This is a genomic window from Flavobacterium sp. WC2416 (genome assembly GCF_041200095.1).
Lineage (GTDB): Bacteria > Bacteroidota > Bacteroidia > Flavobacteriales > Flavobacteriaceae > Flavobacterium.
The window spans coordinates 702646-715849 of the sequence record NZ_CP165626.1 but is presented as its reverse complement, the minus strand read 5'-3'; the positions used below and the strand labels follow the sequence as shown (position 1 = coordinate 715849).

General features: G+C 33.4%; 9 protein-coding genes. 4 read left to right on the top strand and 5 right to left on the bottom strand.

Features of this window, described 5'->3' with window-relative positions:
• Positions 1 to 164: 164 nt before the first annotated feature.
• The 5 genes from AB3G39_RS03120 to AB3G39_RS03100 form a co-directional block, all read right to left on the bottom strand.
• A complete protein-coding gene (locus AB3G39_RS03120; RefSeq protein ID WP_367772542.1) occupies positions 165 to 1706 on the bottom strand; it encodes a G-D-S-L family lipolytic protein in 1542 nt (513 codons plus the stop codon).
• A gap of 37 nt (positions 1707 to 1743) precedes the next feature.
• Positions 1744 to 4572 carry a TonB-dependent receptor domain-containing protein gene (locus AB3G39_RS03115; protein ID WP_367772544.1) on the bottom strand — a complete coding sequence of 943 codons (2829 nt, stop codon included), beginning with the start codon at positions 4570 to 4572 and terminating at the stop codon, positions 1744 to 1746.
• A 302-nt stretch (positions 4573 to 4874) separates the two neighbouring features.
• Positions 4875 to 6722: a glutamine--fructose-6-phosphate transaminase (isomerizing) gene (gene glmS / locus AB3G39_RS03110; protein ID WP_367772546.1), complete on the bottom strand. Its 1848-nt coding sequence runs from the start codon at positions 6720 to 6722 to the stop codon at positions 4875 to 4877.
• A gap of 9 nt (positions 6723 to 6731) precedes the next feature.
• Complete coding sequence (locus tag AB3G39_RS03105; protein ID WP_367755896.1) at positions 6732 to 8348, bottom strand: DUF4270 domain-containing protein; 1617 nt, start codon at positions 8346 to 8348, stop codon at positions 6732 to 6734.
• 21 nt (positions 8349 to 8369) lie between these two features.
• Positions 8370 to 9176, bottom strand: coding sequence for a glycogen/starch synthase (locus AB3G39_RS03100; RefSeq protein WP_367755898.1), 807 nt, complete (start codon positions 9174 to 9176; stop codon positions 8370 to 8372).
• A 78-nt stretch (positions 9177 to 9254) separates the two neighbouring features.
• Between AB3G39_RS03100 and panC the strand changes: the two genes are divergently transcribed.
• The 4 genes from panC (at position 9255) to radA (ending at position 13202) form a co-directional block, all read left to right on the top strand.
• Entirely contained in the window at positions 9255 to 10133 is an 879-nt protein-coding gene (gene panC / locus AB3G39_RS03095) for a pantoate--beta-alanine ligase (RefSeq protein WP_367772547.1), read from the top strand.
• Between the two features lie 14 nt (positions 10134 to 10147).
• On the top strand, positions 10148 to 10498 hold the full coding sequence (gene panD / locus AB3G39_RS03090; protein WP_367755901.1) for an aspartate 1-decarboxylase: 351 nt from the start codon (positions 10148 to 10150) through the stop codon (positions 10496 to 10498).
• Positions 10499 to 10692: 194 nt separating this feature from the next.
• Entirely contained in the window at positions 10693 to 11841 is a 1149-nt protein-coding gene (locus tag AB3G39_RS03085) for an alpha/beta hydrolase (protein ID WP_369765989.1), read from the top strand.
• Entirely contained in the window at positions 11841 to 13202 is a 1362-nt protein-coding gene (gene radA / locus AB3G39_RS03080; RefSeq protein WP_367772549.1) for a DNA repair protein RadA, read from the top strand. The genes AB3G39_RS03085 and radA overlap by 1 nt, the downstream gene beginning before the upstream one ends.
• Positions 13203 to 13204 lie beyond the last annotated feature (2 nt).

Below are 13204 nucleotides of genomic sequence, written 5' to 3'. Positions count from 1 at the left end.
TTTTTTAAAATAAAAAATCAACACCTTTTCGCATAAAAACATTAAAAAATTAATGGATAACTTAAAATCAAGTTTAAAACCCTCAAAATATCCGAATATACTAAAAATAAAAACCACCACGTTTTAAAAACGGGTGGCTCTATTTTTTTAATCTTACTACAAATTTATTGAATTACTTTTGGATAAATTATTGGATAAAGACCTAAATCAATCTTCTTCAAAGTGGCAGAATATTTAACATTTATAGCATCACTAAAAGCATTTGCTATCAATGCATATCCTCTAGGACCAGGATGTACTCCATCAAGAGAAAAAGCCCCACCTGTCACATAAGTTGATGTTAGTGTAAAACTATTACTTACAATACCTCCTGTTGACAACTGAGTCATTATTGTCTTTGTATCTACAAATGCCAAACCTTTTGAATCCGCAATTGCTTTTATCGTTACATTATAAGCATCTGTAGCCGTTTTAATCATCGCAACTTCTGTTGGAATTAATACATCTTTATCTTGTAAAGGATATGTTATCCCAAATTTATTTAAAGGAGCTGGAATTCCAGCTGGAGCAGTACCAATTACAGATTGGGTTGGCAAGACAACTAAATCATTTGCATTTGCTTGACGAGCTTGTCCAAAAACACTTCCATAAAAAGTAGCGGTAGCCACTCCTAATGTAGGTGTGAATGCTGCAGTTAATTGAGCTGATAAGTTCGTTAAAGACTCATCTTTTATCAATAATGGATTTGAAGCCGTCGTAGATAATAAATTTATTCTATCACCTGCACCAAAAGCAGTTAAAGCTGCTTTCAATGGCCCATACAATTGCGCATTAAGTGCCCCAATTGTAGCGTCCCCAACAGCAGTACTTCCACTACCAAGAAGTTTTGAAGTTAAAGGATTATAAGGAACCGTTGTAAAATAAGGTAGCGTTGTAATATAAGGTAAGTTAGCGACAACCCCTTTTGCCCCATTAGCAGTTAGATTAGTAACTAATCCTGAGTATACACTTGCAAAAACATTAGGGTCAGTAATATCATTACTACCATAAGTAGCCGGATTCAAATTTCCCGTTTGATCCACACCAACACCTCCAGAAGTTGCAAAACCCAATACATCATTACCTCCAATCCATAAAGAAAAGAAAGTTGGTGCTTGAACTAAGGCGTCCGCTAAAACAGTAGTTCCAGCTGCAGTTGAAAATCTTGCAAAATAAGGATTTGCTGCACCTATAGCTACACCGGCAACATTTCCGTATCCAGGTGCAACTAAATGGTAACTTTTAGCTCCAGGAACACCTAAATTATTAAAAGGGCCAGTTAAGTGAGTTGTCACTTCAGTTGTTGGAACACCATCAACAGAAACTGGACCAACACCATTAAAATACAAACGAACTCCGGCAATAACATTACCTCCTAGAAGTAATCCACCGATATTATCAGAAGTATAAGGTGTTTTGAATTCCCCCCCACCTGCTTCAACAAACTGTTGTGCTAATAGATTAACATAAGAACCTTCTTGTCCTTTTTTGAAAAGCGCACCATCACTATAGCCCGCAGCAAATGAATCGCCCAATGCCACATATTTTGTAAAACTTGCCGAGCCTGAAGTTGCAGGTACTTCAGCAGGAGTCGTATTTGAATCGTCACTATTACATGCCACAAAGGTCAACGAAACCAATAGTAGCCATTTGAAATTTTTTATCATTGTTTAAGTCTTTTTTTTATTAATGAATACTATTAGCTTACGGATTGATTGTCCAAGAAGCAAAATATTGTTGCCCAATTAAACCGGCACCTAATACTTGAGCATATTCTTTACCACCAATATTTGCTGCTCCAATTTTTAATGTAGATTTCAATTTTGGGAAGTTATAATTAATTTGAGCGTCAATTACTGTAGCGGCATCGATCATACCATCAACCATTGTTGATTGCCATAAATACTCACTATTCCATCTTCCACTAATATTGAAACCGAAATTTTCAAATAATTTCTCATTACCAAATGATGCTTTTACTCTATGTTTTGGAGTATTAAATCCAGCTTCAAAACTTGGATCTTTAGCTTGGTCAAAATTAAATTCAGCATAGTTGTAATTAACACCTACTTCGAAATCTCTGTATACTTTTTTAGAAAGGCCCAAACCAAAACCTAGCGATTTGATTTCAACATTCGTATTGGTATACAATTGGTATGCTCTATAATTTCCGTTTTGAAGTGCGTGTAATGATTGCGCACCGGCATCCGCAGCTAATGGATTTGGAGCGTCTTGTGCTGTTCCGTAATAAGGAGCCACAACATTCAAGTTTCCAATAAAATCATTATAAATATTATAATACCCATTAATATCGATTGACACATCACGAATAAATGAACGATATCCTAATTCAAATGCTTTAACCTGCTCTGGTTTTACATAATTTACATTTGTTTTTCTTAATAATGCAGAACCTGCAACAGGGTTACTTGCTGCCAATGCACTAAAAGCAGCTACAGAACTAGCTGTATAAGAATTATTATATGCATTTAATCCAGTCATAACAACGTTTTGACCACCAGCCAAAGCTTGTCCAACTGCAGTAGCAACTGGTAAAGTCTCGCTATATCTTGTTAAGTTGTCTGGAGCTGATCCAAGTAATATGGCGCTTCCTACATTAAATCCAATGTATTGATCTTGTGTTGATGGATTTCTAAAACCAGTTTGAAATGAAGCTCTGAAATTATGTCTTCTACTTTCTCCACCTGAATAAACAAATGAAACTCTAGGAGATACATTTCCGTCGAAATTTTTTGATTTATCGTAACGAACAGATCCAGTAAATTTTAAACGGTCATCTATCATTTTTTTAGTCAACTGCGTATACGCTCCATATTCGTTATAATAAATAGGACCATCAGCATCTGTATAAATTCTTCCATGAGAATTCAATTGATATTGTCTGTATGAACCTCCAACTTGAATTTCTGCAAATTTGATGACATCTTTAAAGTTATAATTTGCATCTGAATGATATACTTTAGAATTATCAACTAATTTAGATCCTGTAAGCACACTTTCACCTGAAATAACTTGATTGAATGCAGCCTTAAACTCAGGAGTACCTGGAATTAATCTTCCAGTGTCTGCCGTTTGTCTCGCTATTTTATGAGCATTTTCAGGAGTCATACCTGCTAATGTAGATTGAACATAAGCTCCTGCATATTGTCCAAACCATGTTTTATCGTCTTTCCACACTCTATTGACATTAATCCCTGTAAATAGCATATCATATGATTTACCACCATCTTCAGTTGTAGTATACCCTCTTACATAAAAATTCTTTCCTTTAATCTCTAATTTATGCTGTTGCATAAAAAAGTCATTCAAATAATACCTATTTGCTCCTTGATAAACAGCATTACCAAAACCAAATTTACTTTGCAAAATAACTTCTAAGTTTTCATTCCCAAAAGGTCTATAATGAAGTGAAAAATCAATTTTAGTATTACTCGCTTTATTATCCGTAAGATCAGTTTCATTATACCCCGTTCTACTTACATTATAATTAGGAAGTAAATTAACTGCAGATGCAGGTATCAAACCTAAACCAGCAAGGGATTGACCAACACCTTTTATATTTGTAGAAACTTCATCACCATATACATTTATACCATCATAATTAACATGACTTCTATCTCTTCCAGCAACGGTTTTGTCATTATAATTAGTAGCATACCAATCCGTACCATGCATGTACGTGAAATTAGCTTTTGCCGCCAATTTAGGACTAAAAGCATGCGCCATGCGAATTCCATAATCTACATAATCGTTATTCCCTGCCGCTTTTTGACTTGTTTGTCCAAATTTTGCATAAGCTGTGATTCCAGGACTAGTGAATGGACTTTTACTATTCATGAATAAAATTCCGTTAAAAGCATTAGCACCGTATAAGGCGGAAGAGGCTCCAGGTAAAAGCTCTACACTTTGAACATCAATCTCCGAAACACCAATCATGTTACCAAGAACAAAGTTTAACAAAGGGGATGAATTATCCATTCCATCGACTAACTGCATAAAACGAGTATTCGCTACTGTTGCAAAACCACGCGTGTTAATTGACTTAAAAGACAAACTACTTGTATTCATTTGAACTTCTTTTAAGTTTTCTAAACCATCGTAAAAAGTCGCTGAGGCTGATTTTTTAATATCCGCAACACCCATTCTTTCAATAGTTACCGGAGATTCTAATACACGCTCTGGAGTTCTTGAAGCAGAAACAACAATTTCATTAAGTAAATTATCCTCTTCTTTGAGCACAAGATTTACTTTTTGATTATTTGATGAAATATTTACTTTTTTGGAAATAAAACCAACACTTGTAACCTCGATCGTATAAGGAGGCTTTTTTGAAGAACTTAAGATGAATTTTCCATCAATATCTGAAACAGAACCGATGTCTTCTCCAACAATTTTAATATTAGCTCCAATAATAGGTTGGCCATTACTGTCAGCTACCGAACCCGAAATTGAATTCTGAGCAAAACTAATGCTACAAAAAAACAATGACAAAAAAAGTAAATAAGCTCTCATTTGGTTAATTTTTTAAGATTTATGTCACCAAAGTACAAATATTTTTGATATTACTAAAAAAACGTTAAAAATATTTAATAATTATCATAAAATTTAGCCCATATTAACTTATTCAATATTGTCTTTTATTAAATATTAACCATAAAAAATTGTTAAAAAAACAAAATATACTATGCATACATATAAAATTAACTAAAAAAATAGGTTTATCATAAAAAAACAGATTTTAAAAAATATTTTCGCAAAAAAAAGAAGCAAGACCTAAAGTCTTGCTTCTTTTATATAATATATGAAGATTATAATTATTCGACCGTAACCGACTTAGCTAAGTTTCTTGGCTGGTCAACATTGCAACCTCGCATAACCGCAATATGATAAGACAAAAGCTGCAATGGAATTGTGGTAATCAATGGAGATAAAGCATCTGATGTTTCAGGAATTTCGATAACATAATCCGCTAAATCACGAACTTGAGTATCCCCTTTCGTAACAACAGCGATAATTTTACCACTTCTAGATTTAATCTCTTGAATATTACTTACTATTTTATCGTAATGACCTTGTTTAGGAGCAATTACAACTACCGGCATATGCTCATCTATTAAAGCGATTGGACCATGTTTCATTTCTGCTGCCGGATAACCCTCAGCATGAATGTATGAAATCTCTTTTAACTTCAAAGCGCCTTCTAATGCAACTGGAAAATTATATCCTCTACCTAAATAAAGACAATTGGGTGCATCTTTAAAAATAGCTGCAATTTCTTTAGCTCGATCATTAGTTTCCAATGCTTCTTTTACTTTCACAGGAATCAATTCTAATTCTTGCAAATACATATGAAAATCAGAAAGAGACAATGTTCCTTTTGCTTTAGCTAAACGAAGCGCAATCATTGTCAATACTGTAATTTGTGTTGTAAATGCTTTAGTCGAAGCAACACCAATTTCAGGCCCTGCATGTGTATAAGCACCAGCGTGAGATTCTCTTGAAATAGAGGAACCTACTGCATTACAAACTCCAAATACAAAAGCACCATTTTCTTTAGCTAATTTAATTGCCGCCATCGTATCTGCTGTTTCTCCAGATTGAGATATAGCGATAACAACGTCTTTACTATTTATTATTGGATTTCTATATCTAAATTCAGAAGCATATTCTACTTCGACAGATATTCTAGCAAATTCTTCAAAAATATATTCTGCAACTAAGCCTGCATGCCATGAAGTACCACATGCTACAATAATAATTCTATCAGCGTTTAAAAACTTCTCTAAATTATCTTCAACACCTGACATTTGAATAATACCTTCATTGGGATGCAACCTACCTCTATATGTATCTTTGATTACGCTTGGTTGCTCATAAATCTCTTTTAACATAAAGTGATCGTAACCTCCTTTTTCAATTTGTTCCAAATTCATTTGAAGTTCTTGAATATAAGGATCCACCAAAGAATCATCTTTGATTTTTCTTACTTTCATCTTCTTATGCAACATGATATTTGCCATCTCCCCATCTTCTAAATAAACAGCATTAGAAGTATATTCAATAAATGGTGAGGCATCGGATGCAATAAAATATTCTCCTTCCCCAATTCCAATTGCTAATGGACTCCCTAAACGGGCCGCAACAATTTCATCTGGATTTTTTTTATCGAATACTGCTATAGCATACGCACCAACTACTTGGTTTAATGCGATTTGAACTGCTTTTCCTAGTTTTATATTTTCTTTTTTTTGTACCTCTTCTATTAGATTTACTAATACCTCAGTATCTGTATCTGAATAAAAAACATATCCTCTTTTAACTAATTCTTCTTTTAGAGGAGCATAGTTTTCAATAATCCCATTATGAATTATTACTAAATCCCCTGAATTAGAAAGATGCGGATGAGAGTTTACATCATTTGGCACACCGTGAGTAGCCCAACGCGTATGTCCAATACCAATTGTTCCATTAGTAGACATTTCTTTAGAAGCTTTTGCTTCCAAATCCACCACTTTGCCTTTAGTTTTACATAGTTTAATAGCTTCTCCATCATAAATCATGACACCAGCACTATCATACCCTCTATATTCAAGCCTTTTTAATCCTTTTATAACAATAGGATAAGCCTCTCTATAACCTATATATCCAACAATTCCACACATAGCTTTATATTAATTAGGTTTAGTATAATAAATTTCTAATTTCAATCTTTTATCCTCAGGCACAGTAGATTTACCTCCGTAAATAATGGTCCCTAATGGATTCATAACGGATGCTCTAGGCACTTGAGAAATCGCAGTTGGTGTTCTCAGTTTATTAGAAGCAATTACATTAATATCTTCTGTAACTACAAGACCTAACTTTACATTAGTTGAATCCACATTTTTTATAAGTCCTCTAATTTGATTCGTTATCCTAATCTTATAAGAAACGCCTCTTCCATTTGTCACTGCCTCTTTTTCCAAAAGACCACCAAAAACAGCTTTCCCATTTTTAGAATTAGTTCCTGATGTGGCATCATTATAATAATCCGTTATTGGACGATGATTATTTAAATCATATAAGTAGATTCTATTAGGTTCATAACTACTCGCCATTGCACTTGCATCAACATGAAAAACGAGGTTAGCTTCATTAATCAACCATCCACTTTTTCTAATAATGTCTAACTCATCAGCAACTCCGTTTGGACTTCCAGTTAAGCCATCTTCTCCATACAAATCTTTTCCAAAAAGCTCTAAGACAGCTAACGATCCTTCGCCACCTTTTAAATATAGTTTATCATCACCAATTGTTGTATTGACATTTCCTGAATTAGTTGCGTCCATATAAGAAGCATTAACGTTACTTTGATTCAGCAAATTTACCGTATTACCCGCAAGATTAAGATTTATTGATTTTTCAATTCTTGTCGCATCCGTATCAGAAGTGTCTTCTTTATACGTAATTGTAATTTTTCCTTTTTTAAAATCCATCATAGCCAAAGCACTTGAACTACTTCCTGATTTTTCTACTTTAAAGTACAACCCTCTAAAGTAATCTTTAAAAATATCATTTGTAACTAGTTTTCCAGAAGCTGATGCGTCGATGATTTTAGTCTTAAAAAAATCCATATTAAGATTTAAACGCATTCCTGGAGCAACTCGTGTAATGACATCTTTACCATCTGTGGTTACTGTATATTTATATTCTGCCGGGCTAAAAGAGAAAGAATCATTTTCAACTGGATCAGAAGAATCATTTAGTCGATTACCAACTTTTACATTATCAAAATCAGCATTTTGATCGGTAAAGAAACTTTGAGAAGTTTGAAACCCTCCAACTGGATCTAAATCTCTCATGTAATATCCAGATTCAAAAACGCTTAGTTTAATTTTAGCATCAGATGGACCATAAATAGAATCCAACTCATACACATGATTTCCATCTGTATCCGTAGATTTCAATGTGTTAAAATACGGAATCGTCAAAACAACACTTTCAATTACAGGGTTTTTCCCTATTGTTGGATTAATCGTCTCCAAAGCAAGCTGACTGGCAAAATTTGCCGTAGTGGTACCAAAAGCCGGATTATCATAAACACCTAACGCATTTACAGCAAGATTATTAGATTGAACCGGGCCTACTTTTTGATTGTAAGATATAACACTTGAAGTATATTTGTCAAAAGCAAAATGATTGTCACCTAATAAACCATCCCCAATTGAATTATAGTCTTTATCACAGGAATACAAAAAAAGAACAACCGTAACAATTAGAATTTTCTTAAAAAAAGAATTATTGTACATATAAAATAATAAAAGTTAAAACTACAGAACCTCGTTATTGTAAAAATTACTATACGCTTCAGCGAATGCATCTTTAGGGACGAAAGGTAAAAAAGGTTTTCCTGAAGATTCTATAAATTTTGTTAAACTTGGAGAAAGACTATCCGAAGCAATAATAACAGCATCTGAATGATTTACAGTTGCTTTTATAATGCTTTCGTAATCAGGTGTTTTCAAGTCTTGTATTGCTTCCAAAGGAACTCCATCAAGACCAATTTTATTAATCATCTCAGCATCCAAAGTTCCTTCAAATGATTGACTATAAACTGAAGTAACGATTTTCGTTTCAGAAAATAATGCTTCATTTTTATAATAATGTTTCATATAAATAGGCAACATTGCAGCCATCCATCCATGAACATGAATAATATCTGGAACCCAATTCAGTTTTTTAACAGTTTCTACTACTCCTTTAGCAAAGAAAATAGCACGCTCATCATTATCAGGATACATTACCCCATCTTCATCGGCAAATGTTGCTTTTCTTTTGAAATATTCATCATTATCAATAAAGTAAACTTGAATTCTCTCTTTAGGAATAGAAGCTACCTTAATTATCAAAGGCATATCTAGGTCATTCACCACCAAATTCATCCCTGAAAGTCTAATTACTTCGTGTAATTGATGTCTTCTCTCATTAATATTCCCGTATCTAGGCATAAAAATTCTAATCTGTCCACCTTGATCATTAACCATCTTCGGTACATCGTAAGACATTAAAGAAACCTCGTTTTCAGCCAAGTAAGGCACCACTTCAGATGATACGTATAATATCCTCTTATCTTTCATATTGTAATTTGCTTAATTTATTGGTAATAAAAACCATGCAAAATTACAAAAATTTATGCAGTTATTAACTAATATATTATGTTTGCATTTAATTTTAATAAAAAAGACATGCATATTTTCAATGGAAAAGCAGCTTTAATGGACTATTTAAAATCTATTAAAACCCTGAATTCCAAAATTGGTTTTGTTCCAACTATGGGTGCTTTACATCAAGGACATCTTTCGTTGATGCAACAATCATTGATAGAAAATGAAAATACTGTGGTAAGTATCTTTGTAAACCCAACCCAATTTAATAATCCAGAAGATTTACTAAAATACCCAAGAACGTTAGATCAAGATATTGAAAAAATAGCAAGTCTAAGTACTGATATTATTCTTTATGCACCCACTGTTGAAGATATTTACGAAGGAAAAATACTATCTCAAACGTTTAATTTTGACGGATTAGAAAACCAAATGGAAGGAAAATTTAGACCTGGTCATTTTAATGGTGTGGGAACCATTGTAAAACGTCTATTCGAAATTGTAACTCCCACAAATGCCTATTTTGGTAAAAAAGATTTTCAACAATTGCAAATTGTAAAAATGATGGTTAAAAAAAACCATCTAGACGTCAATGTAATAGGATGCGAAATTTACCGCGAGAAAAATGGTCTAGCCATGAGTTCCAGAAATGAACGCTTAACTGAACTAGAAAAAAAGGATGCAGCACTGATTTACAAAACTTTAACTACGGCCAAAGAAAAATTTAAAACAAACAGTTCCAAAACGGTAACGGACTGGGTTAAAAAAATATTTACTGAAAACAACTCATTTGAACTAGAATATTTTCAAATTGCTGACGAATCTTCGCTACTGCCTTGTATCAGAAAAAATAAAAATAAAAAATACCGTGCTTTTATAGCCGTAATCGTCAATAATATTCGATTGATTGACACCATTTCATTAAATTAATTTACTTTTGTAGCATGCAAATTCAAGTACTAAAATCAAAAATTCATCGAGTAAAAGTAACTGGAGCCGATTTAAATTATATCGGTAGTATTACCATCGATGAAACCCTTTTACTCGCTTCTAATATTATTGAAGGAGAAAAAGTTTCCATTGTAAACATTAATAATGGAGAGCGCTTTGACACTTATGCAATCAAAGGCCAAAAAAATTCAGGAGAAATAACATTGAATGGTCCCGCCGCAAGAAGAGTCCAAAAAGATGATATTATTATTATTATTTCTTATGCCACTTTAGACTTTGAAGAGGCAAAAACATTTAAGCCTTGGATTATATTTCCAAATGAAAACGACAATTCCTTAACATAATAAACAAGAATAGGATAAATGCTGTTTCAATATATAATTCTATATTGAAACAGCATTGTTATGCGCATAAAGTATTGCGTTTTTTGTAGATAAAAACCATTTTTTACATCTCAAATTGTACTAATTAAAATAATAAAAGTATTATATTGGTACACTATTTCGCATTCCCATTAATTTTTATAAAGTCAAAAATTATGAAACATCTACTACTATTCTTTTTCTTTACTACTGCACTATTTTCTCAAAAAACTACGGAGCCCTTCAAGTCAAATACTTTAGGCGAAACAAGACAAATCACAATTAGCTTACCATCATCTTACGAACAAAACCCTACAAAGAAGTATCCTTTGCTTATTTTACTAGATGGAGAATACTTATTAGATCCTTTTAACGGAGCTTTAAATTACGGTGGATATTGGGATGATTTACCCGAAACAATTATTGTAGGTATTAACCAAAATAGAAATAACGAAAGAATAGCTGACAGTAACTTTGACCAAGTTGAGGGTGTACCAACAAAAAAAGGAGCTTCTTTTTTTGAATTCATTGGCGGAGAATTACTCCCTTATATCGAAAAAAAATACCGTACCGCCCCTTTTAGGATCATTGCTGGACATGATACAACTGCTGGGTTTTTAAACTTTTTCCTTTATAAAGACAACCCGCTTTTTAATGCCTATATTTCATTAAGCCCTGAATTAGCTCCTGAAATGGAAAATAGGATTCCTGAAAAATTATCCAATTTAAAACAACCCGTTTTTTATTATCTGTCCTCCGCCTCTGGAGACATTAGACAACTTAAAGAACCCATTAAAAGACTAGATGACAATATTAAAAAAGTAACTAATACTTCTATTAATTACAAATATGATGAGTTCAACAATGCCTCGCATTATTCATTAGTTCTCTATTCAATTCCTAGTGCTTTGTATCAAATTTTTGATGCTTATAAGCCTATTTCTTCTTCTGAATTTTCAGAAAAAATAGTCGTTCTTCAAGCAGGATATGTTGATTATTTAATTAATAAATATGATGTTATTTCAAAAAATTTGGGACTAAAAATTCCCGTTCGATTAAATGACTTTAAAGCCATTGAAGCCGCAATTTTAAGAAACAAAGCCTATAATGAACTCGATAAATTAGCTGAAATCGCCGATAAAAACTACCCGAAATCAATGCTTGCTTCCTATGAGTTAGGATTGATGTATGAAAAACAAGGTGACGCTAAAAGAGCTTCACAAAAATACCAACATGCCTCTCAATTAGAAGAGATAGGTGACTTGACCAAAGACATGATGTTTGAGAAATATGATGATATGAAAAGCTTAACACAAAAAAAATAATGTCAAAAGTTAAAACTACTTTTTTCTGCCAAAATTGTGGCGCACAATATGCCAAATGGCAAGGTCAATGTAATTCCTGTAAAGAATGGAATACCATTGCAGAAGAAATTATACAAAAACAAGAAAAAGTAGCCTGGAAAAGCGAACCAACTACCAAAAGTAAAGCACCCAAACCATTAAAAATAAACGAAATTGATTCCGCTCAAGAGATCCGCATGGATACTACTGATGCTGAACTCAACCGTGTTTTAGGAGGTGGAATTGTACCGGGCTCTATGATCCTCTTAGGTGGAGAACCTGGAATTGGAAAAAGTACGTTATTGCTTCAAATATCTCTAAAATTACCATATAAAACGCTATATGTTTCAGGAGAAGAAAGCCAGAAACAAATAAAAATGCGTGCTGAAAGGATTACGACATCAAGTGAGAATTGCTATATTCTAACGGAAACAAAAACGCAGAATATCTTCAAACAAATTGAAGCCATTGAACCCGAAATTGTAATTATCGATTCCATTCAAACCCTGCACACTGATTATATAGAATCCACAGCAGGAAGTATATCTCAAATTCGTGAAACTACTGCTGAACTGATCAAGTTTGCCAAAGAAACCAATATCCCTGTTATTCTAATTGGTCATATTACCAAAGATGGAAATATAGCTGGACCAAAAATTCTGGAGCACATGGTAGATACTGTCCTGCAATTTGAAGGCGACCGAAATCATGTATACCGAATTTTACGATCACTCAAAAACCGTTTTGGATCCACTGCCGAAATTGGAATTTATGAAATGTTAGGAAGTGGATTACGAGAAGTTTCAAATCCATCCGAGATATTGATTTCTCATAAAGACGAAGAATTATCAGGAACGGCCATTGCCTCAACTCTGGAGGGAATGCGCCCGTTAATGATTGAAATACAATCCCTAGTGAGCACCGCTGTTTACGGAACTCCACAACGCAGTACCACTGGTTACAATGCCAAAAGACTAAATATGATTTTGGCTGTTTTAGAAAAAAGAGCTGGTTTTAGGCTTGGCGCCAAAGATGTATTTCTCAACGTAACAGGAGGAATTTCGGTAGATGATCCTGCCATCGATTTGGCTGTTGTAGCCGCAATTTTATCATCGAATGAAGATATTCCGGTAAATAAAGATTTTTGTTTTGCTGGCGAAGTAGGGCTTTCGGGAGAAATCCGTCCTGTAAATCGTGTGGATCAACGCATTCAGGAAGCTGAAAAACTAGGGTTCTCCACTATTTTCGTATCCAAATACAATAAAATTAGTTTAAAAAATACAGGGATAAAAATTGAATTAGTTGCCAAAATTGAAGATGTAGCAAGTATGCTATTTGGATAGAA

Bases quoted from the DNA above. Each gene is read 5' to 3' on its own strand.
- AB3G39_RS03120 (WP_367772542.1), bottom strand. From the start codon at position 1,706: ATGATAAAAAATTTCAAATGGCTACTATTGGTTTCGTTGACCTTTGTG.
- AB3G39_RS03115 (WP_367772544.1), bottom strand. From the start codon at position 4,572: ATGAGAGCTTATTTACTTTTTTTGTCATTGTTTTTTTGTAGCATTAGT.
- glmS (WP_367772546.1), bottom strand. From the start codon at position 6,722: ATGTGTGGAATTGTTGGATATATAGGTTATAGAGAGGCTTATCCTATT.
- AB3G39_RS03105 (WP_367755896.1), bottom strand. From the start codon at position 8,348: ATGTACAATAATTCTTTTTTTAAGAAAATTCTAATTGTTACGGTTGTT.
- AB3G39_RS03100 (WP_367755898.1), bottom strand. From the start codon at position 9,176: ATGAAAGATAAGAGGATATTATACGTATCATCTGAAGTGGTGCCTTAC.
- panC (WP_367772547.1), top strand. From the start codon at position 9,255: ATGTTTGCATTTAATTTTAATAAAAAAGACATGCATATTTTCAATGGA.
- panD (WP_367755901.1), top strand. From the start codon at position 10,148: ATGCAAATTCAAGTACTAAAATCAAAAATTCATCGAGTAAAAGTAACT.
- AB3G39_RS03085 (WP_369765989.1), top strand. From the start codon at position 10,693: ATGAAACATCTACTACTATTCTTTTTCTTTACTACTGCACTATTTTCT.
- radA (WP_367772549.1), top strand. From the start codon at position 11,841: ATGTCAAAAGTTAAAACTACTTTTTTCTGCCAAAATTGTGGCGCACAA.